Below are 25,398 nucleotides of genomic sequence, written 5' to 3' on the forward strand. Positions count from 1 at the left end.
GATCCTGGCACTGGGTGAACGGTCAGGAGTCGACGTCGCCCTTGCGAACCTTCATGGCCGCGAGGATCAGCGGAATCTGCAGTGGCAGGCGAGCGACCGCAATCGCCCTGAGCGGCAGCGGCGTCGAGCTGCGGCCGAGCCAGTCCGCGGCCATCTGCACGTTCGCGGGGAAGACCGCGACGAACAGCGCCGCGGCCAGCGCACCGCCGAGCCGCCTCGTCCGCGGCACCGCGATGGCCGCCCCGATCGCGAGTTCGGCCGCACCTGAGAGGTGGGTGTAGGTGCGGGCACTGCCCGGCAACGCGCGCGGGACGATGCTGTCGAACGGCTTGGGGCTGACGAAATGCAGCGTGCCCGTTCCCAGCAGGAGAGCGGCGAGTCCGGTGGCAGGCGAGATCTTCATGCCGCCAGCCTGCCCCACCGGAACCGGGCGCGCCAGACGCGCCGCGCGTGGTTGTCCGGCCCAGGCGCCGGATCGGGGGTTAGGCTGCCAGCCGATGTCAGCGAACTGGAGAACACGTCATGGCCGGTAAATTGCGTGCGCGGCTACGCAACCAGGAGGCGGCTCTGACCGATCGGCCGGACTTCGCGTTGGTCGGGGTGCTGCGGATCCCCGAGGTGCTGCGCAGTCCCGCGAGCGCGATCTACCGGCGGGTCCTGATGGCCGTCGTGGTGCTGATGGCCGCCGTCGTTGTCGTCTATCTCGATCGTGATGGGTACCGGGACGCCCAGGAGAACGAGCTGTCCTTCCTGGACTGCCTCTACTACGCGACGGTCTCGCTCTCGACCACCGGCTACGGTGATATCACCCCGATCACCCCGAGCGCTCGATTCATCAACGTCGTGGTCATCACGCCGCTGCGGGTGCTCTTCCTCATCATCCTGGTCGGCACCACGCTCTCGGTACTGACGGAGCGTTCCCGCCAGGCATTCAAGATCCAGCGTTGGAGGCATGCCGTGCGCAATCACACCGTCGTCGTCGGATACGGGACCAAGGGCCGCACCGCGGTCGAAGCGATGCTCGGGGACGGCGTCGCGGCCTCCGACATCGTGGTGGTCGACACCGACGCCACGGTGCTGGAGTCCGCCGCGAGCCTCGGGTTGGTGACCGTGCACGGGTCGGCCACGAAGTCGGACGTGTTGCGGCTGGCAGGCGCACAGCACGCGGCGGCGATCATCGTCGCGACCAATCGCGACGACACCGCGGTCCTGGTCACCCTGACCGCCCGAGAGCTCGCCCCGAAGGCGAAGATCGTCGCCTCGATCCGGGAGACGGACAACGCGCACCTGCTGCGTCAGTCCGGCGCCGACTCGGTGGTCGTCTCCTCGGAGACCGCCGGACGACTGCTCGGCATCGCCAGGACCACCCCGACCGTCGTCGAGATGGTCGAGGACCTGCTCACCCCCGAGGCCGGGTTCGCGATCGCCGAGCGCGAGGTGGAACGCGACGAGATCGGCGGCTCGCCGCGGCACCTGTCCGACATCGTGCTCGGTGTGGTGCGTGAGGGCCGCCTGGTCCGGGTCGGCAGCCCCGAGGTCGACGCCGTCGAGGAGAACGACCGCCTGCTCTACATCCGCCGCGTGAGCAATTAGGCGCGACACCTAGGGTTGGGGTCGTGGCCAACTTCGAAATGACCGACGTGCCGATGCTGTCGCGGTCGGCGCTGGACCGAGCCGAGGAATTGCGCTCGGACAGTGAGGCTTTGCGGTCTGGTTGGGCCGACGCGCTGGTGCTCCGGGTGAACCACCGTGGTCAGGTCCGGCTCGACGGTTCCGAGTTGGTCCTCGACCCCGCGGCCGAACTCGGGCCCGAACCGGTCTCCGGTGCGGTCTTTCTCGGCCGCCGCGACGGCAGGCACCTGTGGGCGATCCGGGTGGCGGCCGCGCTGACCGGCGAACTGGGTGACCTCAGGTTCGTCGGGGACCGGTTGGCCGACACCAGCGCCGGCCTGCTGACGACGGCCATCGCCATCCTGAACTGGCACGACAGCGCCGGGTTCAGCCCCGTCGACGGGGCCGCGACGACGCCGACGATCTCCGGCTGGTCGCGACACAGCACCAGCACCGGTCACGAGGAGTTCCCGCGCACCGATCCCGCGGTGATCTGCCTGGTCCACGACGGCGCCGACCGGGTGCTGCTGGCGCGGAACGGGAACTGGCCCGAGCGGCGCTTCTCGGTCCTCGCCGGGTTCGTGGAGGCGGGCGAGTCGCTGGAGGCCTGCGTGATGAGGGAGATCGCCGAAGAGGTCGGGCTCGTGGTCAGCGACGTCCGGTACCTGGGCAGTCAGCCGTGGCCGTTCCCCCGGTCGGTCATGATCGGGTTCTCCGCGGTGGGCGATCCCGACGCGCCGATCATCTTCGCCGACGGTGAGATCGCCGAGGCGCACTGGTTCGGCCGGGACGAGGTCAAGGCCGCACTCGAGGCGGGGGACTGGTCCGCGGACACGGACGCCCGGCTGTTGGTGCCGGGGTCCGTGTCGATCGCCCGCGGGATGCTCGAGGCGTGGGCGAAGGCCTAGCTAGCGGCCCGCACGTCAGCGACCGAGCGCCTGCTTGACCTGGACCAGCGTCGGATTGGTTGCCGTGCTGCCGTCGGCGTATTTCACGGTCGGGACCACGTGGTTGCCGCCGTTGACGCTGCCGACGAAGTCGGCGGACGCCGGATCGTCCTCGATGTCGATCTCGACATAGCTGATGCCGGACTCGTCGAGCTGCTTCTTGAGGCGTCGGCAGTACCCGCACCAAGTGGTGGAGTAGATGGTCAGGTCGGTGGCGGTCTCTGTAGCGGTCACGGCGGATATAACACCACGGCCGTCGGCTCTGTTCCACGCCGGTTGTGATCCCGACGACTCGATGCGGAGCTGTCGGTGCGCCCTGCCATGATGGACGCCATGTCAGCGGACGATACGGGCCTGGACCCCCAGCAGTCGGCCGCGGTGCTCGCGCCACGAGGACCGGTATGCGTACTGGCAGGCGCGGGTACGGGCAAGACCAGGACGATCACCCGCCGGATCGCGCACCTCGTCGCGGGCGGGCACGTCTCCGCCGGACAGGTGCTCGCGGTCACGTTCACGGCGCGCGCCGCGGGCGAGATGCGGGCGCGGCTGCGCACCCTTGGCATCGGCGACGGTGCCAACCAGGTGCAGGCCAGGACCTTCCACGCCGCCGCGCTCCGTCAGCTCCGCTACTTCTGGCCCCAGGTCGTCGGCGACACCCAGTGGGACCTGCTCGACCGCAAGTTCGCGATCGTCGCGCAGGCGGCCAACCGGGTCGGCCTGTCCACCAGCACCGAATCCGTCCGCGATCTGGCGGGCGAGATCGAGTGGTCGAAGGCATCGCTGATCGCGCCCGAGGACTATCCGGCCGCGGCAGCGCGGACGCGACGGGAACCGCCCGCGGACGCGGTGAAGGTATCCGACGTCTACGCCGCCTACGAGGCGCTCAAGGTCCGCGACGGCGCGATGCTCCTCGACTTCGACGATCTCCTTCTGCACACCGCGGCCGCCCTGGAGGAGCACTCCACGGTCGCCGAGGAGTTCCGCGACCGGTACCGCTGCTTCGTGGTGGACGAGTACCAGGACGTGACGCCGCTGCAGCAGCGGGTGCTCGACGCCTGGCTGGGCGAGCGCGACGACCTCACCGTCGTCGGCGATGCGAACCAGACCATCTACTCGTTCACCGGTGCCACGCCGCGGTACCTGCTGGACTTCTCCCGGCGCTTCCCCGACGCCGCGGTGGTCCGCCTCGAGCGTGACTACCGCTCGACGCCGGAGGTCGTATCGCTGGCGAATCAGGTCATCGGCGCCGCGCGCGGCCGGATCGCGGGCACCCGGCTCAAGCTGATCGGGCAGCGCCCCCCGGGTCCGGCGCCGGAGTTCGTCGAGTTCGACGACGAGCCCGCCGAGGCCGCGGGAGTCGCGAAGGCGATCCAGAAGCTCATCGCGGGCGGCACCCCGGCCGCGGAGATCGCGGTGCTCTACCGCATCAACGCGCAGTCCGAGGCACACGAGCAGGCGCTGACCGAGCTGGACATACCGTTCCAGGTGCGCGGGGGCGAGGGCTTCTTCACCAGGCCAGAGGTGCGCCAGGCCGTGTCCGCGCTCCGGCAGGCCGCCGGCCGCGACGACCTGCCGCCCGAGGCCGGGAGCGGCAAGGAACTGATCACGCTTGTCCGCGCGATCCTGGTACCGCTGGGACTGACGGACTCCGAACCGGTGGGCGCCCAGGCCCGAGAGCGCTGGGCCTCGCTCGGTGCGCTCGTCGCGCTCACCGAGGACCTACTGGTGCACGAGCCGGACCTCGACCTCGACGGACTGCTCAAGGATCTGGCCGCCCGTGCCGAGGCCCGGCACCCACCGACGGTGCAGGGTGTCACGCTCGCCTCGCTGCACGCGGCGAAGGGGCTCGAATGGGACGCGGTGTTCCTGGTCGGGCTCGCGGACGGCACCCTGCCGATCGCCCACGCGCTCGGTGACAGCAAGTCACCCGACGACGAGGCGGCCGTCGAGGAGGAACGCCGACTGCTCTACGTCGGGGTCACCCGGGCGCGCGAGCACCTGCAGCTGTCCTGGGCCCTGGCCCGCAACGCGGGCGGCCGAAAGTCCAGGCGTCGCTCGCGGTTCCTGCACGGTCTCATCCCCGAGGACTCGCCCGCGTCCCGGATCGCGGAGCCCGCGCCGCAGAAGAAGCGCCCGCGGTGCCGAGTGTGCGGCAAGCAACTCCTCGGGACCAACGCGACGATGCTCGGCCGGTGCGAGACCTGCCCGTCGAATCTGGACCTCGCGCTGTTCGACGCGCTCAAGGCGTGGCGGTCCGCGAAGTCGAGGGAGCTCAAGGTGCCCGCCTACGTGGTGTTCAGCGACAACACGCTGACCGCGATCGCGGAACAGCAGCCGCAGGACGACCGTGGACTGGTGTCGATCCCGGGCATCGGCGCGAAGAAGCTCGAGCGCTTCGGTGCCGACGTGCTCGCGGTGGTGCGGGGTGAAGTGCCCGTTAGCGCAGACGAATCGGGATAACCCCAGGTCAAAAATAGGTTGTGCGGTTCCGAGGTGACCGCATACCCTGGTCTCCGACGCAGTGAGCTCCGGCTTGCCGTCGCGACAAGCCCGCAGGTGCCCCGGTACCGGCGGGACGGCACGAACGAAAAGGGAGGTGAACGGCAATGATCGATTGGAACCGCAGCGCGAACGCGTACGCGGCGACCACTCGTGTCGCAGGCGCCGCTCACCTGCCCGCAGCTACGTGGGCGGTGGCGCCGAAGCGCGTCGTCCGCCATCGCGCACACGCAGCAGCGCTTTTGTCCGTGCCCCGGAGTAGAAGCCGAATCACCATTCGGTAGGTACTCCTTCCTCTTGGCCACGGACGCACCAGCGGACCGTGGCCTTTGTTTTTGAGCTCGTTGCTCCAAAGCCCGGCTTTCGGTTCGCACCACGACCTGAATCCATCGCAGAGCTTTAAGGAGAACGACGTGTCTACCGCGACATGCCGAGACGATTTCCGGACCGTGACCGCCATCAGCGAGCCGACCGTGATCGCACCCGCGCGACGCGAACTGCCTTGTCGAGCCGACAATCCCGATCTCTGGTTCGGTGAGACCCCCGCCGAGCTCGAGCAGGCGAAGACATTGTGCGCACAGTGCCCGGTCCGTGCCCGCTGCCTCAGCGCGGCTCTGGACCGCGCCGAACCGTGGGGCGTGTGGGGTGGCGAGATCCTCGATCAGGGTGTCGTCATCGCGCGCAAGCGTCCCCGCGGTCGCCCGAGGAAGGTGGCCGTCTGCGCCTGACCGGTCGGCAGGGCGGACTCAGAGTTCGTAGTCGACGACGACCGGGGCGTGATCGCTCATCCGGAGGTCCGCGGCGGGTTCACGGTCGGTGCCCGCCGCGACGGCCGCCCGGGCGAGCCGGGGGGTCGCGAGGTGGTAGTCGATGCGCCAACCGGTGTCGTCGGCGAACGACTGCCCCAGCCACGACCACCAGGAGTAGGGCCCGTCGGTGTCCGGGCACCGATCTCGGACGACATCGACGAGGGTGCGGGGGGACAGGATCGAGCCGAACCACTCGCGTTCCTCGGGGAGGTAGCCCTCGACCTGGTTGCTGCGCCGCCAGTTCCGCACATCGTGTCGGGTGTGCGCGATGTTGAGATCGCCCATGAGCAGCAGTTCGCGTCCGCGTGCCCTGGCGTCGCGGCGTGAGCGCGTCAGCTGTCGCGCGAACCCGTCCAAGAAACGCATCTTGCGCTCGTAACGGGCGCCGCCGTCCGGGGCTTCCCGCATTCGCCCGGGCTTCTGCAGATGGGCGGGGAGACCGCCCTTCGGCAGGTACAGCGACGCGACGGTGATCGGAGCGTCGGCGAGGTCGACCTCGATGTACCGCCCCTGGTCGGCGAACTCGCGCAGGCCCCGCGCCAGCGGAGCGGGGCCGAGTTCGACTGTGTGGGTGTGGGTTTCGCCGGGTGCACGCAGCATGGCGGTGCCGCTCCACGTCCGCACCGCTGCGGGCGCGTGCCGGGTCAGGACCGCGACGCCGTTGCGGCCTGCCAGCACGCCCTCGTCGTAGGCGAGGTGATAGGGGCCGAACACCCCCGGCGGGATGGTGGCCGCGCGGGACCGCATCTCCTGCACGGCCACCACATCGGGGTCGCGCTCGCGCAGCCACTGCTCGAAACCACGCCGCTGCGCGGCCCGGATACCGTTGACGTTGAAGGTCGCGATCCGCACGAGCGCCCAGTGTAGGCAGTCGGCCCACGCCGTCGCCCGGGAGACCCGATGTTTCGGCAACCCACCCTGCGACGCGACAACAACGATGTCCGGCCCGTTCCCGATGTAGAGCAACGGGGTGCGGCAAACGGTGCCGGACTTGCGGCCCTGATGCTCGAGCAGGAGCGTCGGGACGGGCCTGTGTCGTCCGACAGTGGGTCGTCTCAGTCGAGCGCCACGCCGGAGTTCGGCAGCGAAGGTCTTGATCATGTGCTGGACGCCGATCTCGTTGCGACCGATGATCATGTGGTCGTGCTGGCTCCGGCGCACCCCCTCGCCGCACTGTGGCAGCATTGCGAAGTCCTCGTCGCGGACGGCGCCGTGAACCTGCGCGAAGACGGTGTCGTACAGGTCTCGCTGTTCATCGGTGGTGGCGGGGATGCGCGCCATCCAGCTGTGGCGGACTGCGCATCGTGTCGGGGACCCGGCCGGGAGCATCTCGAGTACCTCGACACCGACCGGGCTGTTCGCGAGAATCAGGTTGGGATAGATCCAATAGACCACGCCCAAGTTCATTGCCGGGTCCCACATTCCCTGCGGGTTGGTGTCCAGGTCGCGGATCCAGTTGAACGGGAAGCCCATTCGATGGTGGCGGCCGAACGCATCGTGGATCGAGGTGTTCGCGACTGTGTTCTGGCCGATCACGCTCTCGGAGTGGACGAACGGGAAGTGGTAGCTCTCGGCGAAGGCCTCGAGCGCACCCTTCCAGCTCACGTCCGACTCGAACTCCCGCTCGTCGTGGTAGCCGTAGGAGGCGTAGTCGAACTGTGCCAGTTCCGGGCCCAAGTCGCCGAGATGTGCGTCCACGTCGATGGATTCGTCTGCCGTCAGTACCGCCCAGATGAATCCGTGGCGCTCCTGGTTCGGCAGTTCCACCAGTCCGTAGTCGGCACGGTCCATGCCGGTAAAGCCCTCCTTGCCCGGCATGCCGACCAGATTTCCGGTGTTCTTGTACGTCCACGCGTGATAGGGGCAGGTGAAGCGAGCGGCATTGCCGGAGCCGCAGGCCGGCATCGCGCCGCGGTGTCGGCAGTAGTTGAGGAACACGTGCGCGGTTCCGCCGCTGTCACGGGTGACCAGGAGTGAGTCGCCGAGGACGCTCCGCACTACGTAGTCGTTGGGCCGTCCCACCTGGGCGCTGGGCACGATCGCGAGCGGGGTGCGTCGCAGGAGCTGTGCCTCTTCGAACTCGGTGGTCTTCGGGTCTCGGTAGTAGTGCATCGGTACGCGCAGTGGTGACACGGCCATGTCGGTCGTGCCGTCGAGGACGTGCCGCAGTGCGCGGCGGGTGAGGTCGGCCGTGAGTCCCGGTCGAAGGCTTTCGGGCTGCATGGTCATCGTCTGGTCCTTTTCCGGGTCGAGGACGGCCTCCAGTCGGGTCGGCCGCGTCTTGACCATACAATGACGTCCACTTGTACGGTCTAATTTTGCCTCGGATTGGTATGCGGGTGCTCGGGCCGGCTCCTGGCACCCGCGCGCGGGTAGGGTTCGACCGACAATCGCGAGCGGGAGGAAGAAGGGCCGATGCGGACACACGGCTGGTCGGGCGCGGCACCGGCCGACGACGACGAGGCGATCGCCCGCATTCTCGCTGCCGCCCGCAAGGCACTCGACCGGTCTGGCGGCGACGTCAGCATCACCGAAGTCGCCCGCGAACTCGGGGTCACCCGACAGACTGTCTACCGGTACTTCCCGACTGCCGAGGCACTGCTCGGCGCCACCGCGATCGCCCAGGCCGGTCCTTTCCTGGACTTCCTCGCCGCACACCTCGGCGGGATCCGTGACCCCGCGGATGCCGTCGTCGAGAGCATTGCCTACACGCTGGAACAGATACCGGAGGAGAAGTACCTGAACATGGTGCTCGCGCCCGGGCGAGCCAGCGCCCTGTCGGCGGGAGTCACATCCGACGCAGCGCTGACGTTCGGCCGGTCGATCCTCGACCGGTTCGCCGTCGACTGGGCGGAGGCAGGTCTGACCGGCGCCGATCTCGACGAACTGGTCGAGCACATGCTCCGCATCGCGCAGTCGTTCGTCATCGACCCCGGCCGGCCGCCCCGCAGCGGTGCCGAATTGCGGAGCTACCTGCGCACGTGGGTCGCGCCGGCGGTGGATCGGATGAGGACGCGGGCCGGTGCAGGGTGACAGCGACCGGCCGTCGGGCGGCTACTCCGTTTCCAGCACGTCCTCGGTGAAGCCGGGCAGCCATTTCGTGAGGATCTCCATATACGGCGCGTAGGCGTCGAGCTGCGCGCAGATACCGACCGAGCCGAGCAGCACTCGGAAGATCATCACGTACTCGGCAGGCATGTTCAGTGCCCGTGCGGTCCGGAACTGTGCGGACGAGAAGTCCGTCGCGGTCCCGGCCGCCTTCTGCAGCCAGGCCCTGGTGAAGTGGAAGGACTCGGTGTGGATGGGGTCGGTGAAGGGACGGAGGTAGTCGGCGATCTCCTGATCTGTGACCTTGCGGCCGGGCAGCACGAATCCGTTGGCGCGCAGCAGTTCCGTCAGTTCGTCGAACCGTTCCTCGAGCGCGAGCCGCACCATCCTCCCGAGCACCGGGGGCAACCCGCCTGGCATCGGCGCGCAGGCGCCGTAGTCGATGACGCCGAGCCTGCCGTCCTCGAGCATCATGAAATTGCCGGGGTGGGGATCGCTGTGCAGCAGTCCAACCCTGGCGGGCGAGGCGAAGTGGAACTCGGCGAGCAGGGCGCCCGCGCTGTTGCGCTGATCGGCGGTGCCGCCTGCGATGATCGTCGACAGCGGTGTCGCCGACATCCATTCGGTGATCACCACCTTCGGCGAACTCGCGACCACCTTCGGGATCGCGAACTTGGGGTCGCCCGCGAACTCGGCGGCGAAGGCTCGTTGGTTGTTTGCCTCGATGCGGTAGTCCAGCTCGTCCTCGGTGCGTGCGGTGAGCTCCTCGAGGACCGGCTTGACGTCCGCACCCGGGATCACCGAGCTGAACATCCCGGCGAAGCGGGACAGCGTGCGCAGGTCGGCGCGCAGGGCCTCGTCCGCACCGGGGTACTGCACCTTCACCGCGACGTCGCGGCCGTCGGACCACACGGCGCGGTGCACCTGCCCGATGCTCGCCGACGCCGTCGGAACGTCGTCGAAGGAGGCGAACCGGTCGCGCCACTTGCTGCCGAGCTGCTCGCCGAGCACCCGGTGCACCTTCTTGGCGGGCAACGGTGGCGCCTCCGCCTGCAACTTCGTCAGAGCCTCCCGGTACGGCTCCGCGAACTCCTCCGGGACGGCGGCCTCCATCACGCTCAGCGCCTGCCCGAGCTTCATCGCGCCGCCCTTGAGCTCGCCGAGCACGGTGAACAACTGTTCGGCGGCCTGCTGGGTCAGCTTGGCGTCGATCTCCTCGCGGTCGCCGCCGACCAGCTTGCGGCCGAACCCGACCGCAGCGCGTCCCGCGATCCCGAGCGGAATGCTCGCCAGTTTGGCGGTGCGGGCGGAACTGCTGCGGGGGATGTCTGACACGCCCACCATCATGGCTGACGATTCGCCGGTTCGCCCACATGTCCGGCGCGGCGGCGGCATCCGCAGTCGGGATGCCGCGGCCACGTCCTCCTGACCAGTCGATACGTCGTCAGGTTCAGTTCCAGGGTGGTGTCGAGGCAGGTGGGTGAGCGCGCGGGTTGCGCGGCGATCAGCACGTTCAGCTCCGCGAGCGCGAGCGCGGTGGTGGCCAAGATCGCCGCCGGGTCCGCATGCCCGACCGCGCCGAGCAACTGCGCGGCCAGGTGCGGCCACTCGTGGTCGCGCGAGGTCCTGGTGAGGTCGGCGCACCGCAGGCAGCTGGTGTGGCCGGGCAGCACCAGCGGTCCGACGATGCCGGACCCATCGCGGAGCCGGACCTGCAGGTGTGGTGTCCGCGCCTCGACGAGCCCGGCCACGAATCCCGGATCGGGAACCAACTCGTCGGCCAGGACCACGAGGGCCGACCGGTCGATGCGAGGGACCCCGGTGCCGCCGAACGGCACCGATCTGGTCAGCCGCACCCTGCCATCCCCGAGCGAGCCCGCGATGCCGTCGGAGAGCGGCCCACGGCCGTGCACGTGCACGGCCGTGACGCAGCGGGGTGCAGGCGTCGCGGGCATCAACAGCGCTGCTCCGGCCAACTCGGCCAGCAGGGCCTCGATGTCGGCGGCGGTCAGCCCGATCTCCCGTGCCCGCCTGAGGATCTCGTCGTGACTGTGCTGGCCGTCGAGCAGTCGCAGCAGCGCGGCCACCGCAGGAGGGGCGACCCCGGTCGGCACGGTGAGCAGCAGGGCGCGCTCGGGGTCCCAGCCCAATTGGACGGTACCGCTGGGCCGAACCAGGATCGGGATCCGCGGATCGAGCCGCGGACCCGCGCTCAGTGCCGAGGCCGGTGTCATGTCCCGACCCTTGCAGGTGCGGCGGCGCAGACGAGCGCTGCGCACCCGGTTATCCACAGGGGCGCGGCGCCGATGGCCTGGGGTTTTCGTTCCGGCCGCTACTCCGTCGGTCGGTCGGTGTCCCCACCCTGCTCACGCTCGCGGGCCTCGGTCGCCTCGAGTTGCGCGATCGGGTCGTCGAAGGCGCTGGTGCCGCCGCCGACCACACGGTCGACGAATCCGGCGGGGCTGTCCAGATCGGAGGAGTCCGGCAGTAGATCGGGGTGCGCCCACACCCCGTCCCGGCCCTCGATCCCGGCGCTCTCGGTGAGCAGGTGCCACAGGCGCGACGCCTCGCGGACCTTGCGGGGGCGTAGTTCCAGGCCGACGAGGGTGGCGAACGTCTGCTCCGCGGGACCGCCGGTGGCGCGGCGACGGCGGAGCGTCTCGGACAGGGCGGCCACCCCGGGCAGCCGGTCGCCGAGCGCCTCGGACACCACGGTCTCCACCCAGCCCTCGATGAGGGCGAGCATGGTCTCGAGGCGTTCGAGGGCCTGCTTCTGCTCGGGCGTCGTCTGCGGTTCGAAGGCGCCCTGCTGGAGGATCTCCTCGATCTTCGACGGATCGGTCAGCGCGCTCGGGTCGATGCCCTGGGCGGCCTCCTCGATCGCGGAGAAGTCCATCCGGATGCCGCGCGCGTACTCCTCGACGGTGGCCAGCAGTCGCTGTCGGAGCCACGGCACGTGAACATACAGGCGGTGATGAGCGGCCTCGCGTGCGGCGAGGAACACCAGGATCTCGCGATCGGGCTGCTCGAGACCCTCGCTGAACTTCTCGATCGCCGTCGGCAGCAGCGCCGACACCCCACTGGGGCCGAGCGGGAGCCCGACGTCGGTGGAGGTCAGCACCTCGGAGGAGAGCTGGCCGAGGGCCTGGCCCAGCTGAGAGCCGAAGGCCAACCCGCCCATCTGTCCGAGCATGCCCATCATCGGGCCCGCCATCTGCTTGGCCTCCTCGGGGAGGCCGCTCGCCCACATGCCCGAGATCTGTTCGGCCACCGGGTCGCACAGGCGCTTCCAAGTGTCGAGGGTGTTCTCGAGCCAGTCGGCTGCCGTCCAGGCGACCGCCTTGGACGCGCCGGCGGGCAGGGTGGTGGCGCCGTCCAGCCACACCTCCGCGAGGTGGGCGGCGTCGGCGACCGCGGTGCCGGTTCCGCTCGAGATCGGGGCCACGGAGCCGAGCTGCTGGAGGGCGAGCTTCTTGGCGAGGTCGTAATTGACAGGGCCGCTACCGCCGGTGCCCATCGCGCCACCCATGCCGCTGAGCATCTGCCCGAACTGGGTGAGCATCTGGCCGAGCTGCGTGGGGTCGAAGCCCTCGGGGGTGAAGCCGAACGGGATCCCGCCCGGACCGGGCGAACCCTCGCCGTCCCGACCCTTGTCACGGTCGGGATCGTCGTCGGAACTCGAGAAACCAAACGGCGGATTGCTCATGGCTCAACGGTACAAGGCATCGTGGGGGTTGGTGGCGGCGGAGATGACGCTCAGCGCGAACACGCCAGGCCGCCCTCTACGCTGGGCCGGGTGAATCGACGGATGGTGACCCTGGCCGCTGCGCTGGTGCCGGTGGTGGCGCTCTTCACTCTCGGGACCGCGGTGACCGTGCCGTTCGTGGCCCTCGGACCGGGACCCACCTTCAACACCCTCGGCGAGGCCGACGGCAAGCCCGTGGTCGAGATCGAGGGGACCGAGATCGATCCGACGTCGGGCAACCTGAACATGACCACCGTCTCGGTCCGTGACGGACTCAACATCTTCGAGGCCTTCGGGAACTGGATCAGTGGGCGCTACGGCCTGGTACCGCGCTCCGAGGTGTACCCGCCGGACAAGAGCAAGGACGAGGTCAAGCAGGAGAACGAGGCGGACTTCGCGCAGTCGGAGGATTCCGCGGAGCTCGCCGCGCTGCACTACTTGAACCTGCCCGTCGCGCTCGAGGTGGTCGACGTAGCCGAGGACGGACCGGCCAAGGACGCGCTGCGGCCGGGCGACCAGCTGCTCGCCATCAAGGGCACGCAGGTCAAGACTGTCGGTGAGGTGCAGCGGGCGGTTGCCGAACTCGAACCCGGCAGCGAGGTCAGCGTGCTGCTGCGTCGCGACGGCCAGGAGATGACCGTGCCGGTGACGCTCGGCGCGCGGCCGGGAGCCACGGACCACGGCTACCTGGGGATCACGCCGCAGGAGAAGCCCGAGGTCCCGTTCACCGTGGAGTTCAACCTGGCCGAGGTGGGCGGCCCCTCGGCCGGACTGATGTTCACCCTCGCGGTGATCGACAAGCTCTCGCCCGGCGAACTCAGCGGTGGCGGGTTCGTGGCCGGCACCGGGACCATCGACTCCGAGGGAGAGGTCGGCCCGATCGGCGGCATCCCGTACAAGTTGCTCGCCGCCCGCGAAGCCGGGGCGACCACCTTCCTGGTGCCGTCGAAGAACTGCGACGAGGCCCGTCAGCGGGTACCCGAGGGTCTGCGGCTGGTGAAGGTGGACAACCTCGACGGCGCGGTGTCGGCGCTCGACTCGCTGAATTCCGGCGGCGACGCGCCCGCCTGCTAGGGCCGGTTTTCGGCCCCGCGGGTCAGTCGTCGGGCGCGTCGAACGTCGCGTACAGCGCGTTCACCAGGTTCGGCGCGAGGTCCTCGTAGGTGAGCAGCTCGGGTTCGGCATCGAGGTCGTCTTCCTCCGGCTTGAGCTGGAGCACGCAGACGGACGGGCCGTCCCGCAGCACCGCGGCGATGAGCCGGGCCTCGCGGCGTTCGGGGTGGGCGTTCGCGGTGGCGCGGGCGATCTCGTCGGCGGCGTGCTCGTCGGTCACCACCGGTGCCACCGCGCTGTCGAGATCGGACTCGGCCGTCGGCGGCAACACCACGATCTCCTGCACCAGGGCGCAGCCGACGACCTCCGCGGGCCAGCTGGTGGTGGACAGGAACTCGTCGAGCGCGGGGGTGCCGCCACCGATGTCCTCCGGGAACGGCTCCTGCTCGACCGGCGTCAGCTCGGTGCCGTCCTCGAGCTGATCGATGAGGTCGGGCTCCGCGGCGGCCAGGACGGCGGTGGGGACGAGGGCGAACATCACCGGCGGTTGACCCCATCCGCCCGCGTCGACGAAGTCCGACACCTCGCGTATGCACCGGGGGAGTGCGTCGACGGAGAAGTCGGCCGGGTGGCCGTAGTACACGCCATTGCTATCGCTCACGGTCCCATCCTCCCACCCACACGTAGAGTGGTCACAACCACCGCGGCGCCTGTGCGCCGCCCGAATCACTGGAGAGTGGCACGTGGGCATGCGGCCCCCCACCGGCTTACCGTCGTTGTCCCGTCGAAGTCGAGTGCTGCTGGTATTGGCGCTCGTAGCCGCGGCACTGTTGCTGATCGGTCCCCGGCTGATCGACACCTATACCAATTGGTTGTGGTTCGGCGAGGTCGGATTCCGGACCGTCTTCACCACGGTGCTGGTCACCAGGCTCCTGCTGTTCCTGGCGGTGGCGTTGCTGGTCGGTGGGGCGGTGTTCCTGGCGTTGCTGCTGGCCTACCGCTCCCGTCCGGTGTTCGTGCCGGTCGCCGGGCCCAACGACCCGATCGCCCGGTACCGGACCACGGTGATGGGTCGGCTGAAGGCGTTCGGCATCGGCATCCCGGTCGCGATGGGTCTTCTCGCCGGACTGGTCGCGCAGTCGAACTGGGTGACGGTGCAGCTGTTCCTGCACGGTGAGTCGTTCGGTATCAAGGACCCCCAGTTCGGCCTCGACATCGGCTTCTACTCCTTCGACCTGCCGTTCTTCCGGCTCGTGCTGAACTGGCTGTTCGTTGCCGTCCTCATCGCCTTCTTCGCGAACCTGTTGACGCACTACGTCTTCGGCGGGCTCCGGCTCAGCGGCAGGGACGGCGCGCTGACCAAGGCGGCGACCGTCCAGCTCGCGTTGCTGGCGGGCACCTTCGTGTTGCTCAAGGCCGTCGGCTACTGGCTGGACAGGTACTCGTTGCTCTCGAGCAGCCGCAAGGAGCCCACCTTCACCGGCGGCAGCTACACCGACATCAATGCGGTGCTGCCTGCCAAGCTGATCCTGATGGCCATCGCGGTGATCTGCGCCCTCGCGTTCTTCGCCGCGATCTTCCTGCGCGACATCCGGATCCCCGCTATGGCCACCGCGCTGCTGGTGCTCTCCTCGATCCTGATCGGCGCCGTCTACCCGCTGGTGGTCGAGCAGTTCTCGGTGAAGCCGAACGCCGCGCAGAAGGAGAGCCCGTATATCGAGCGCAACATCCAGGCGACGAGGCAGGCGTATGGGATCACCGACGACACCGTCGAATACGTCGACTACACGGGTGTCGCGACGAAGCAGCCGCAGGATGTGCCCGCGGACGTGACGACGATCGCCAACACGCGGTTGCTCGACCCGAACATCCTGTCGCCGACGTTCACCGCGCAGCAGCAGTTGAAGAACTTCTATGCCTTCCCGAAGGCGCTCAACATCGACCGGTACGAGATGAACGGTCAGCTGCGCGACTTCGTGGTGGCGGCGCGCGAGCTCTCGCCCGCCAGCCTGAGCGGGAACCAGACCGACTGGATCAACAAGCACACCGTGTACACGCACGGCAACGGATTCGTCGCCGCGCCCGCCAATCAGGTGACCAAGGTCTCGGGGGACAGCCAGAACAACACCGGCGGTTACCCGATCTACAGCGTCAGCGACCTCAAGACGCAGCCGTCGGATCCGGCTCTGCGGGTGGACAATCCGCGGATCTACTACGGCGAGGTGATCGCCAAGTCGGACGCCGACTACGCGATCGTCGGCGCTGCGGGCGGCGAGCCCCGCGAGTACGACACGGACGACTCGAAGTACACCTACACCGGCGCCGGTGGTGTCGGGATCGGCAACTGGGTGAACCGCATGGCGTTCGCGGCCAAGTACACCGAGCGCAACATCCTCTTCTCCGGTGCGATCGGCGACGATTCGAAGATCATCTACAACCGCGACCCCCGGGACCGGGTGAACCAGGTCGCGCCGTGGCTGACCACCGACGGCACCATCTACCCCGCGGTGGTCGCGGGCCGGATGCAGTGGATCGTCGATGCCTACACAACACTCGACAACTATCCGTACGCGCAGCGCTCCTCGCTCGACGGCCTGGTCGAGGACAGCGTCGACCAGGCCACCGGACGGCTGCTGCCGAAGAAAGAGGTCTCGTACATCCGGAACTCGGTCAAGGCCACCGTCGACGCCTACGACGGAACGGTGACCCTGTACCAGGTGGACGAGCAGGACCCGGTTCTCAAGGCCTGGATGGGCGTCTTCCCCGGCACGGTTCAGCCCAACAGCGCGGTCACCGACGACCTGCGGGCGCATTTCCGATACCCCGAGGACCTGTTCAAGGTGCAGCGGGAGATGCTCGCCAAGTACCACGTGGACGACCCGAACGAGTTCTTCACGAACAACAACTTCTGGTCGGTCCCCAGCGACCCCACGGTGGAGACGGATAAGAACCAGCCGCCCTATTACGTGTTGCTCGGCAACGAGGAGACGGCAAAGCCCGAGTTCAAGCTGACCAGCCCGATGGAGGGATACAACCGGGAGTTGCTGGCCGCGTACATCTCGGTCGCGTCGGATCCGAAGGACTACGGCAAGTTCACCGTGCTGCAGTTGCCGACGGAGACGCAGACTCAGGGCCCGCAGCAGGCACAGACCGCGATGACGTCGAATCAGACGGTGGCCAGCGCGCTGTCGCTGATCAAGCAGTCGAACAAGATCCAGTACGGCAATCTGTTGACGCTGCCGATCGCCGAGGGCGGCATCCTGTACGTCGAACCGTTGTACACCCAACGGAATTCGACGAATGCCTTCCCGCAGCTCACCGCGGTGCTGGTGAGCTTCACCGACACGAAGGGCATCCGCGTCGGCTATGCGCCGACGCTGGCGGAGGCGCTGGATCAGGTGTTCGGTTCGGGGGCAGCCTCTGTGGCGACCGCGCCGGGCGGGGCGGCGCCTGCGACGGATGGGGAGCAGCAGGCGCAGCCGCCGGGCGGACCGACCGCGGTCCCGCCGCCGGCACCGAGCGGTAACGTCGACGCCGCGCTGACCGAGGTCGACGCAGCGCTCGGGGCGGTCAAGACGGCGCAGCAGAGCGGCGACTTCGCGGCGTACGGTGCGGCGCTCGACCGGCTGCAGAAGGCGGTCGACGCCTACCAGGGGCTACCCAAGTAACAGCGCACGACAGCAAAGGGGCCCTGCCATCCGGTCGGATGGCAGGGCCCCTTTGCTGTCGTGCGCTGGATCAGCGGGTCAGGCTCGCGAGGGCCACACCGTTGTTGGCGATCAGCTGCTGGATCTGATCTCCGAAGCCGTGCTGGTTCGCCAGGGCGACGGCGGCGTCGGACGCCTTCTTGACCTGGTCGGCGGCGGGCGCCGGGATGGTCTCGAGGGCAGGCAGGGCCGGGGCGATGACCGCGGGGACGGCCGGGATCTCGACCGGAGCGGGCGCGGGGGCGGGCGCGGGGGCCGGCTCCGGGGCAACGTCCTCGGTCGCGGTGCTCAGGTACTGACCGCACACCGGCCAGGCGCCGGGGCCCTGGCTGGCGAGGGTGTTCTCCGCGACGCGGATCTGCTCGGCCTTGGATGCGCCGTGCGGCGAGCCGCTGCCGCCGTTGGCGGTCCAGGTGCTCTGGGAGAACTGCAGGCCGCCGTAGTAGCCGTTGCCGGTGTTGGTGCCCCAGTTGCCGCCGCTCTCGCACTGTGCGACGCCGTCCCAGTTGTGGGAGGCGGCGCTGGCGGTGCCGGTGGCGAGGCCGAAGGGAACTGCGACGAGTGCGCCGGTGGCGGCAACCCATCCGAGGGCACGCGTGGTCATCTTGCGAGTCGTCATGCGGGGTGAATCCTCTCCGCGCTTGCGAACGGGCCGGCCTGGGGCGGAGTGAGTTCCTCTCGCCCGGCACACAAACACTGGCGCCGCGTCCCTGCCCCTCGAAGGTTTCGGGGTTCCGATCCCGCGGGGCAGAGTGAGCAGCGGCGGGTCGGCTTAAGCCCGGTTGTTTCGGGCCGGTGGCGACCGTACGCAACATTTTCGACACGGTCATCCCGCCGTCCGGACGTCCCCTGCACCCGAAAATCCGTGCCGGATCGAGCATTTCCGCAGGTGAGTGCGCGCCGTTGTCAACAGGATGCGTGTTCGTTACGCGTCCGTTATGTGGCTGGGATCACGGCCCATTTGTGCCTTGGGTCACCTGTTTCCGTGCTTTCCGGGGGGCGGTTTCCGGCCCCGCCGCACGCGATTTGTGTTCTGTTCCGCCGCTCGTGTAACTTCGTAAATGCATCGCGGGGTGGAGCAGCTCGGTAGCTCGCTGGGCTCATAACCCAGAGGTCGCAGGTTCAAATCCTGTCCCCGCTACCAAAGAACGAAAGCCCGGTCCTCGGACCGGGCTTTCGTCGTTTCCTGGGTTCCCGATGCGGAAACAGGTATGTACCTGGGTAGTACTCCCGTCGTCATCGGGGCCGGTAGGCGGCAGGCTGTGAACGTCTCGCCAGCCACGCCAGGGAAGGTGCTCACCCCATGAAGACCGAACAGTTGGTTCATGGTGACTACGTCGCCGCGATGTTCTCTCACGATTTCGTCGAGGGCGGCTTCGATCGGGGTGCTGTCGAACGGATCCGATGTGGTGTGTTCGAGGAGTGGATCTCCGCGGTTGCCCGATCGGGTGTGTTCTCCGACAAGGAGGTCGCGAGGGTCGTGGCGGCGTGGCGACGCGATCCGAAGTCGCTCTTGGATGCCCTTCTGCAGGACGCGGACGAGGTGACGCGCAGGCGCTACGAGTCGACCTGGGAGTCGCTGGATCGGGTTGCCGATCCGCTGGATCCGGCTGTGGTCGGGAGTGCCCCAATTCTCGTGTAGAGTTATCAGTGCAGCGCGGGGTGGAGCAGCTCGGTAGCTCGCTGGGCTCATAACCCAGAGGTCGCAGGTTCAAATCCTGTCCCCGCTACCAATGAACGAAAGCCCGGTCTTCGGACCGGGCTTTCGTCGTTTCTCGGTGATGTCGCTGTTGTGCCAGTCTTGGCCGGTGACTCAAACCTGGTGGATCATCAAGCATGTCGCCTTCGAGGGGCCGGCCCTGATCGGGACCGTGCTCAGCGCACGGGGGATCGGTTACTCGGTCTGCGAGCCCTTCGACGGAGACAGCCTCCCGGAGGCGTCCGAGTGCGCCGGACTGGTGGTCATGGGTGGTCCGATGAATGCGCTCGACGACGCCGGCCACCCCCACCTGGCGGCCGAACGCGCGCTGATCCGTGACTGCCTCGATCTCGGCGTCCCGGTGATCGGGGTGTGCCTCGGTGCCCAGCTCCTCGCGGCGGCGCTCGGGGCCAACGTATTCGAGGGCCCCACAGGAGAATTCGGTGCCGGGACGGTCACCCTCGCCGATGCCGCGAAGTCGGACAAGGTCTTTGGTGGTCTCGGCGGCGAAATGCCGGTGGTGCATTGGCACGGCGACACCTTCGACCTGCCGGAGGGAGCGGTGCTGCTCGCGGGCAGCGCGTCCTATCCGCACCAGGCCTTCCGGGTCGGGGACAACGCCTACGGCCTGCAGTTCCATGTCGAGCTGACGGCTGCGGAACTGCCCGTGCTGCGCGAGCACATGCCTGCGGGCACCGCGCCCGACGCGGATCAGCTGGCGGCGATCGAAGCCGTCGGCCGGACCATCATCGGCGCATTCCTCGATTAGTCCTTCGGGGTTTCCATCTCGATCAGGACCCGCCGGAGCAGTTTTCCGGTGGCATTGCGGGGCAACTCCTCGAGGAAGACCACTTCGCGGGGCACCTTGTAGCGGGCGAGGTGCTCCTTCACGTAGGCCTTGAGCACCTGATCGTCGGGTGTGGAGTCCGGTGTCGGCACCACGAATGCCTTGAGCCGGTGGCCGAACTCGGCATCGTCGACGCCGATCACCGCCACCTCCAGCACATCGGAGCGCTCGTAGAGCAGGTTCTCGACCTCGAGGGGGTAGACGTTCTCGCCGCCCGAGACGATCATGTCGTCGTCGCGGCCGTCGACGAATAGCAGCCCGTCCTTGTCGAAGTGCCCGACGTCGCCGGTGGCGAGCAGCCCGTTGATCCGCTCCTTGTCGCGGCCGTCGGTGTATCCGCTGAAGCTCAGTCCGCTGGAGACGAAGATCCGGCCCACCGACTCGGGTTCGGTGATCCGCACCCCCGCGTCGTCGTAGAGCTCGACGTGACAGGTCACCGGCGCTCTGCCTGCGGTGCCGGGTGCAACCGCGAGGTCGGCAGGCGTGGCGACTGTCGCAACCGCGACTTCGGTTGAGCCGTACAGGTTGTGCAGAACATGGCCGAAGGCCCCGGTGGTGCGCCTGCTCAGATCGGGGGAGATGGCGGACCCCGCGGCGAAGATGATCTTGAGGTTGGTGGTGTCGTACTTCGACAGGATCTCGGGGCCGAGGTCGATGATCCGCTGCAGCATCGTCGGGACCACGACGAGGACGTCGGCCCGTTGCTCGGCGACGAGGCGGACGCTGCCCTCGGGGTCGAACTTGCGCTGCATGACGACCGTCTGGCCGAGCGCAAGCGCGATCGCGAACTGGGACATGCCGGTGCCGTGGAAGGCGGGCGCCGCCATCACCATTGTCTGGCCGGGACGCAGCGGCACCCGGTCCAGGAACTGGGCGGATGCCAGCGGCGAGGTGCGCTCGCGCGGTGCGCCCTTCGGGGTTCCGGTGGTGCCACTCGTGAGCAACACGAAGCTGCCGTGCGTGGCCGGATGGGGGACGGCGCTGGTGGGCTGACCGGAGATGAGATCGTCGAGCGTTCGGGCCCCGTGCCCGGTGTCCTTGCCCCAGGACAGGAAGAGCCGCACGTCCGAGGGTAGGGCCGCGGCGACGTCGGCGAACTCCTCGTCGTAGACGAACGACCGAACCTGTTCGCGGGCAGCGACATCCACCAGCTGCGGGGGAGCGAAGCCGGTGTTCATCAGGACCAGCTTGGCGCCCAGCTTCGCGGCGGCGAGCATTGTGAGGACCAGGCCGCGATGGTTGCGGCACATGGCGCCCATCACCGACCCCGGAGCGATGCCGTTCGCCTCCCAGGCCCGCACCAGGGCGTTGGACTGCTGCTCGAGCTGGGCGTAGGTCAGTTGCCCGTGTTCGTCGATGATCGCGACCGCGTCGAGTCCGGCCTCGGCGTGCGCGTGGATCGGCCCGGCGAAGGGGCCGTATTTGCGGACCGCGAGGATGGCCGCGATGCCCCGGTCTACCCGGGGAAACGGGACGAGACCCGCGCGTACCATCACCCGCGCCGCCCCGAGGGTATCGATCGTCTTCGTCAGAACACCCGGCATTGGAATTTGCCCCCTGAGCCCAGAATCGATCCGGTGAGTGGATGGTCCTCAGCCTAGTGCGGGGTGGGTGCCCGGTGGCAGGTTTCGAACGGCGCGAGGGAGCGTGAAAGCGGCCGCTGTAACGAAGCGCGGGCAGAAAACCGACAGATTGGTAGGTTTCTGGTTTCGATTGAGGGGGATCTGTGATGATCACGTCGAAGCATGTGTCATGGGTGCCGCGCCGCGGTCGCGATCGGTGTCGGTGTGGCGGCACCGGCGGCTGCGACAGCAGATCCGCTGGCGCCTGTCACGGCTTTCGCGGCGGGTGCCGCCGTCGGTGACATCGCCGCTCCGCAGGGATTGACGACCCAAACTCTGATCGCGGCGCGGAATGCGGGGCTCCCGATCTACGAAGCGGTCGCCCCGGACACCTTCTGGGTCGAACCCGGCTCTCTCGCCAGTCCGATCGTGGTCAACCTGCGCGAGACCTGGCAGGAGAATGTCGGCTTTCCGCTGATGCGGTGGGACCCGACGCCGCTGAAGTTCACCAACAGCCCGCTCGTGCACTTGCCGGACGGCGGCCCGAGCGTCGGCATCGCACTCATCACGTAGGGCCGGTGGAGTCGATCTCCATCAGATCGGCCCACGACTCGACGTTGGGGTGACGCTTGAGCAAAGCCCGCCGCTGACGCTCTGTCATCCCACCCCACACGCCGTATTCGATTGCGTTGTCGAGTGCCTCGATGCCGCACTGAACGATGACTGGGCACCGCCGACACAATGTGGCCGCCTCGCGCTGGGCGGCGCCACGAACGAACATCTGATCGGGGTGCTCGGTGCGGCACAGCGCGCGTTCCACCCAGGTGCACTGATCTGCGGGGAGTGGCGGGTCGAAGTCACCGGGGACATTGATCCCCAGCGCCAGTCGGGCACTATTCGATGAACGCGTCACGTAGGCGAATCATGCCTTACTCGATTATCCGGATTCCCAGGGGTAATTTCGTGGAAATTGTTGTTAATCAAGCGCTTTGGTGATGCAAGACCGCTCAGTGCAACGAGTCCGCCCCCGCCGCCATTGGAGGCGACGGGGGCGGACGTTGCATGAAACAGCGTGCAGCGCAGACTACTTGAGCTCGGCAGACGACTTTCCGAGCACGCGCCTCGCCACGATCAGCTGCTGGATCTGCTGGGTGCCCTCGAAGATGTCGAGGATCTTCGAGTCGCGGCCCCACTTCTCCAGGAGCGTGTGCTGCGAGTATCCGAGGCTGCCTGCCAGCTCGACGGCCTTGAGCGTGACGTCGGTGCCGGTGCGTCCCGCCTTCGCCTTGGACATCGACGCCTCGAGCGAGTTCGGCTTCTTGTTGTCGGCCATCCAGGCCGCCCGCAGCGACAGCAGGTAGGACGCCTCCCAGTCCGCCTCGAGGCGGAGGAACTCGGCGGCCGCCGCGTGCTGGTTGTAGGCGGGGGTGTCGTACGAGACCTCGACACCCGCCTCGGCCAGGATGCCGCGCAGTTCCTCGAGTGCGGCCCGGCCGACGCCGACGGCCATGGCGGCCACCAGCGGGCGGGTGTTGTCGAAGGTCTGCATGACGCCCGCGAAGCCCTGCTCCACGTTCACCTCGGGGCTGCCGAGGATGTTGTCCTTGGGGATCCGGCAGTCCTGGAGCAGCAGCACGGCGGTGTCCGACGCCTTGATGCCGAGCTTGTGCTCGAGACGCGCGACGGACAGGCCAGGGGCGTCCCGCGGCACCACGAACGACTTGATCGCGGCGCGGCCCTTCGACTTGTCGACCGAGGCCCACACCACGACGTGGGTGGAGCGCTCGCCCGCGGTCACGAAGATCTTCTCGCCGTTGAGAACCCACTCGTCGCCGTCCAGGACGGCGGTGGTGGTGACGGCCGCGGAATCAGAACCGAAGCTGGGCTCGGTGATGGCCATCGAGGCCCAGACCTTGCCGAAGCGCTCGAGCTGTTCGTCGGTCGACACCGCCGCGATCGCAGCGTTGCCGAGTCCCTGGTAGGGAATCGAGAGCATCAGGCCGACATCGCCCCACGAGGTCTCGAGCGCGTTCAGCAGTGCGGCCATGTTGCCGCCGTTGGAGTTTCCGAGCAGCTCGGTGGAGGCCTCCGACCGGCCACCGGCAGCGCCACCGACGTCACCGCCCGAGTCGTTGAGGCCCTCGATCATGGCCGCCATGGTGTCGAGTTCGACGGGGTACTCGTGCTCGGCCAGATCGTACTTGCGCGAAATGGGCCGGAAGATCTCCGCTGCGACCTGGTGTGCCTGGTTCGCAGAGGCTTTGAGCTTCTTGGGAAGTTCGAGGTTGATCATCAAAGTCTCCTAGTGGACAGCAGCGGCGTCAGATGAGGACGATGCCCTCGGCAACGCCGATGGCTCGCAGGTCGCGGTACCAGCGCTCGACCGGGTGCTCCTTGGTGAAGCCGTGGCCGCCGAGCAGCTGCACACCGTCGAGGCCGATCTGCATGCCCTTCTCCGAGGCGAGCTTGCGGGCCAGCGCCGACTCGCGCGCGAAGGACAGACCCTGCTCGGCGCGGGAGGCGCCGCGGAGGGTGACCAGTCGCAGGCCGTCGAGCTCGATGGCGATGTTGGCGACCATGAAGGCCACCGCCTGGCGATGGCTGATCGGCTCGCCGAACGCCTCGCGCTCGTTGACGTAGGGGATCACGTAGTCCAGCACGGCCTGGCTGGTGCCGACCGCCATCGAGGCCCAGCCGAGGCGGGCCAGGCGGATGGCGTTGGCGTAGTCGGCCGCACGCTGGGCGGCGTCGCCGTCGCCGAGGATGGCGGATTCGGGCACCGAGACGTCGGTGAGGATCAGCCGGCCGAGGCCGGCCGCGCGCAGTCCCATGCTGGGATCCGCCTCAACGACGAGGCCCTTGGCGTCGGACTCGACGATGAAGAAGGCCTGCTTGCCGTCCAGCTCGGCCGCGACGATGAACAGCTCGGAGTCCGCGGCGGCGGGCACGAAGGACTTGACGCCGTTGAGCTTGTAGCCGCTGGGCGAGCGAACCGCCTTGGTCTGCAACGCGAACGGGTCGAACAGCGCGCGGGGCTCGTTGACCACAACTGCCGCGTTCGGCACCTTCTCGCCGGTGAAGGCCGGGAGGTAGGTCTGCTGCTGGCTGTCGGTGCCCCACTGGGTCAGGGCGACCGCGACGCCGCTGGGCGCGAGGATCGGCAGCGCCAGGCCCATGTCGCCGTGCGCGAGCGCCTCGGCGACGAGGGAGTTGGTGACCGCGCCGCGCTCGCTGGCGGCGCCGTCGAGCTCCTCGGGCACGTTGATGAGGGTGATGCCGAGCTCCGCGGCGCGCGCGACCAGGTCGGCGGGCGAGGCGGCGGCCGCGTCCGCGTCGTGCGCGGCGGGGCGCAGGATCTCGCCCGCGAAATCGCGGACCGTCTCGACGATCATCTTCTGCTCGTCGTTCGGGGTGATGTCGAAGTAGTCGGCGTTCTTGGCCTCGGCCGTGGGCAGACGCTTCGGCTGGCCGCCGCCCGAGACCTTCGTGAACGTCCTGGTCGCAGCTCCGAGCGTCTTGAAGCCGGTCTTGGTGCCCTCGTAGGTGACCCGGTCGATGGTCTGGCGGAGGTTGTACTTCTCGGCGAGCTCCGAGCCGGTGATCTTGGTGAGCACCCGCATGGCTGCTCCCATCGCGTCCCGCTTCACCGGGTTCAGGCCTACGGCGGAGGTGTCGCGGGGCTCACGCTTGGCGCCGTTTGCTCTCACAACGCTGTCTTGCTTACTCATGATCACCAGTTTCTCGGTGTTCGGTCGTGGACACCCGTTATCTTACTCCGGAGTAAGATAGGAAGTCGAGAATTTCATCAGAGTGATCACGGTCACCAGCCCGGTCTCCCATTCCGCGGTGACCGCGCTTGATCGTCGATACC

At 68.4% G+C, this 25,398-nt stretch carries 22 protein-coding genes, 2 tRNA genes and 2 pseudogenes; 12 read left to right on the top strand and 14 right to left on the bottom strand.

The annotated features are described in order from the left end of the window. Positions 1-22: 22 nt before the first annotated feature. The gene (locus ABIC28_RS03200) at positions 23-403 is read right to left on the bottom strand and encodes a DoxX family protein (protein ID WP_354577473.1); all 381 of its coding nucleotides are present in this window, start codon (positions 401-403) and stop codon (positions 23-25) included. 119 nt (positions 404-522) lie between these two features. On the opposite strand from ABIC28_RS03200, the gene ABIC28_RS03205 reads away from it, so the two are divergent. After that, on the top strand, positions 523-1,593 hold the full coding sequence (locus ABIC28_RS03205) for a potassium channel family protein (RefSeq protein WP_097210607.1): 1,071 nt from the start codon (positions 523-525) through the stop codon (positions 1,591-1,593). Positions 1,594-1,631: 38 nt separating this feature from the next. Beyond that, positions 1,632-2,519, top strand: coding sequence for an NAD(+) diphosphatase (gene nudC, locus ABIC28_RS03210; RefSeq protein WP_420030201.1), 888 nt, complete (start codon positions 1,632-1,634; stop codon positions 2,517-2,519). 15 nt (positions 2,520-2,534) lie between these two features. On the opposite strand, the gene ABIC28_RS03215 is transcribed toward nudC, so the two are convergent. Then, a complete protein-coding gene (locus ABIC28_RS03215) occupies positions 2,535-2,792 on the bottom strand; it encodes a mycoredoxin (RefSeq protein WP_077041062.1) in 258 nt (85 codons plus the stop codon). Between the two features lie 87 nt (positions 2,793-2,879). Here ABIC28_RS03215 and ABIC28_RS03220 point away from each other — a divergent pair, with 87 nt between their 5' ends. Both ABIC28_RS03220 and ABIC28_RS03225 read left to right on the top strand, forming a co-directional pair. Then, positions 2,880-5,018, top strand: coding sequence for an ATP-dependent DNA helicase UvrD2 (locus ABIC28_RS03220; RefSeq protein ID WP_097210609.1), 2,139 nt, complete (start codon positions 2,880-2,882; stop codon positions 5,016-5,018). Positions 5,019-5,506: 488 nt separating this feature from the next. Further along, positions 5,507-5,785, top strand: coding sequence for a WhiB family transcriptional regulator (locus tag ABIC28_RS03225; RefSeq protein WP_077041064.1), 279 nt, complete (start codon positions 5,507-5,509; stop codon positions 5,783-5,785). 18 nt (positions 5,786-5,803) lie between these two features. Here ABIC28_RS03225 and ABIC28_RS03230 read toward each other — a convergent pair whose 3' ends face one another. The 3 genes and pseudogenes from ABIC28_RS03230 to ABIC28_RS03240 form a co-directional block, all read right to left on the bottom strand. Continuing rightward, positions 5,804-6,718 carry an exodeoxyribonuclease III gene (locus tag ABIC28_RS03230; protein WP_269588312.1) on the bottom strand — a complete coding sequence of 305 codons (915 nt, stop codon included), beginning with the start codon at positions 6,716-6,718 and terminating at the stop codon, positions 5,804-5,806. 60 nt (positions 6,719-6,778) lie between these two features. Next, positions 6,779-6,967, bottom strand: a pseudogene (locus tag ABIC28_RS03235) (nitroreductase/quinone reductase family protein); the annotation flags it as partial. Next, positions 6,941-8,095: pseudogene (locus ABIC28_RS03240) on the bottom strand (aromatic ring-hydroxylating oxygenase subunit alpha); the annotation flags it as partial. The pseudogenes ABIC28_RS03235 and ABIC28_RS03240, both read right to left, overlap by 27 nt. A 186-nt stretch (positions 8,096-8,281) precedes the next feature. Between ABIC28_RS03240 and ABIC28_RS03245 the strand changes: the two are divergent. Then, entirely contained in the window at positions 8,282-8,899 is a 618-nt protein-coding gene (locus ABIC28_RS03245; protein WP_097210611.1) for a TetR/AcrR family transcriptional regulator, read from the top strand. Between the two features lie 21 nt (positions 8,900-8,920). Here the strand turns inward: ABIC28_RS03245 and ABIC28_RS03250 are convergent, their stop codons facing one another. The 3 genes from ABIC28_RS03250 to ABIC28_RS03260 form a co-directional block, all read right to left on the bottom strand. Then, positions 8,921-10,261 (bottom strand): ABC1 kinase family protein, encoded by a 1,341-nt coding sequence (locus ABIC28_RS03250; protein ID WP_354577477.1) that lies wholly within the window; start codon positions 10,259-10,261, stop codon positions 8,921-8,923. After that, positions 10,258-11,148: a hypothetical protein gene (locus ABIC28_RS03255; protein ID WP_354577479.1), complete on the bottom strand. Its 891-nt coding sequence runs from the start codon at positions 11,146-11,148 to the stop codon at positions 10,258-10,260. Before ABIC28_RS03255 ends, ABIC28_RS03250 begins: the two co-directional genes overlap by 4 nt. Positions 11,149-11,246: 98 nt before the next feature. Then, on the bottom strand, positions 11,247-12,620 hold the full coding sequence (locus ABIC28_RS03260; RefSeq protein ID WP_097210614.1) for a zinc-dependent metalloprotease: 1,374 nt from the start codon (positions 12,618-12,620) through the stop codon (positions 11,247-11,249). Between the two features lie 90 nt (positions 12,621-12,710). Here ABIC28_RS03260 and ABIC28_RS03265 point away from each other — a divergent pair, with 90 nt between their 5' ends. After that, a complete protein-coding gene (locus tag ABIC28_RS03265; protein ID WP_097210615.1) occupies positions 12,711-13,733 on the top strand; it encodes a YlbL family protein in 1,023 nt (340 codons plus the stop codon). A gap of 22 nt (positions 13,734-13,755) precedes the next feature. Here the strand turns inward: ABIC28_RS03265 and ABIC28_RS03270 are convergent, their stop codons facing one another. Then, positions 13,756-14,373 (bottom strand): PPA1309 family protein, encoded by a 618-nt coding sequence (locus tag ABIC28_RS03270; protein ID WP_257017121.1) that lies wholly within the window; start codon positions 14,371-14,373, stop codon positions 13,756-13,758. A gap of 82 nt (positions 14,374-14,455) precedes the next feature. Here ABIC28_RS03270 and ABIC28_RS03275 point away from each other — a divergent pair, with 82 nt between their 5' ends. Further along, positions 14,456-17,380 (top strand): UPF0182 family protein, encoded by a 2,925-nt coding sequence (locus ABIC28_RS03275; RefSeq protein ID WP_097210616.1) that lies wholly within the window; start codon positions 14,456-14,458, stop codon positions 17,378-17,380. Between the two features lie 70 nt (positions 17,381-17,450). On the opposite strand, the gene ABIC28_RS03280 is transcribed toward ABIC28_RS03275, so the two are convergent. Next, on the bottom strand, positions 17,451-18,038 hold the full coding sequence (locus tag ABIC28_RS03280; RefSeq protein ID WP_269588310.1) for a transglycosylase family protein: 588 nt from the start codon (positions 18,036-18,038) through the stop codon (positions 17,451-17,453). A 448-nt stretch (positions 18,039-18,486) separates the two neighbouring features. On the opposite strand from ABIC28_RS03280, the gene ABIC28_RS03285 reads away from it, so the two are divergent. From ABIC28_RS03285 to ABIC28_RS03300, 4 genes are all read left to right on the top strand, one after another. Further along, a tRNA-Met gene (locus ABIC28_RS03285) sits at positions 18,487-18,563 on the top strand. 159 nt (positions 18,564-18,722) lie between these two features. Then, positions 18,723-19,061 (top strand): hypothetical protein, encoded by a 339-nt coding sequence (locus tag ABIC28_RS03290; protein ID WP_354577483.1) that lies wholly within the window; start codon positions 18,723-18,725, stop codon positions 19,059-19,061. Between the two features lie 14 nt (positions 19,062-19,075). Continuing rightward, positions 19,076-19,152, top strand: a tRNA-Met gene (locus ABIC28_RS03295). Positions 19,153-19,227: 75 nt separating this feature from the next. Then, positions 19,228-19,887 carry a type 1 glutamine amidotransferase gene (locus ABIC28_RS03300; protein WP_354577485.1) on the top strand — a complete coding sequence of 220 codons (660 nt, stop codon included), beginning with the start codon at positions 19,228-19,230 and terminating at the stop codon, positions 19,885-19,887. Here ABIC28_RS03300 and ABIC28_RS03305 read toward each other — a convergent pair. Then, positions 19,884-21,509: an acyl-CoA synthetase gene (locus tag ABIC28_RS03305; RefSeq protein WP_354577487.1), complete on the bottom strand. Its 1,626-nt coding sequence runs from the start codon at positions 21,507-21,509 to the stop codon at positions 19,884-19,886. The genes ABIC28_RS03300 and ABIC28_RS03305 overlap by 4 nt on opposite strands. A 243-nt stretch (positions 21,510-21,752) precedes the next feature. Here ABIC28_RS03305 and ABIC28_RS03310 point away from each other — a divergent pair, with 243 nt between their 5' ends. Continuing rightward, the gene (locus ABIC28_RS03310) at positions 21,753-22,100 is read left to right on the top strand and encodes a hypothetical protein (RefSeq protein WP_143548388.1); all 348 of its coding nucleotides are present in this window, start codon (positions 21,753-21,755) and stop codon (positions 22,098-22,100) included. On the opposite strand, the gene ABIC28_RS03315 is transcribed toward ABIC28_RS03310, so the two are convergent. From ABIC28_RS03315 to ABIC28_RS03325, 3 genes are all read right to left on the bottom strand, one after another. Then, positions 22,093-22,401 (bottom strand): WhiB family transcriptional regulator, encoded by a 309-nt coding sequence (locus ABIC28_RS03315; RefSeq protein WP_354577960.1) that lies wholly within the window; start codon positions 22,399-22,401, stop codon positions 22,093-22,095. The genes ABIC28_RS03310 and ABIC28_RS03315 overlap by 8 nt on opposite strands. Before the next feature lie 210 nt (positions 22,402-22,611). Further along, the gene (locus ABIC28_RS03320) at positions 22,612-23,820 is read right to left on the bottom strand and encodes an acyl-CoA dehydrogenase family protein (RefSeq protein ID WP_097210622.1); all 1,209 of its coding nucleotides are present in this window, start codon (positions 23,818-23,820) and stop codon (positions 22,612-22,614) included. 28 nt (positions 23,821-23,848) lie between these two features. Beyond that, a complete protein-coding gene (locus tag ABIC28_RS03325; protein ID WP_097210623.1) occupies positions 23,849-25,261 on the bottom strand; it encodes an acyl-CoA dehydrogenase family protein in 1,413 nt (470 codons plus the stop codon). Positions 25,262-25,398: the final 137 nt, after the last annotated feature.

Source organism: Rhodococcus sp. PvR044, from assembly GCF_040548995.1.
Lineage (GTDB): Bacteria > Actinomycetota > Actinomycetes > Mycobacteriales > Mycobacteriaceae > Rhodococcus_G > Rhodococcus_G oryzae.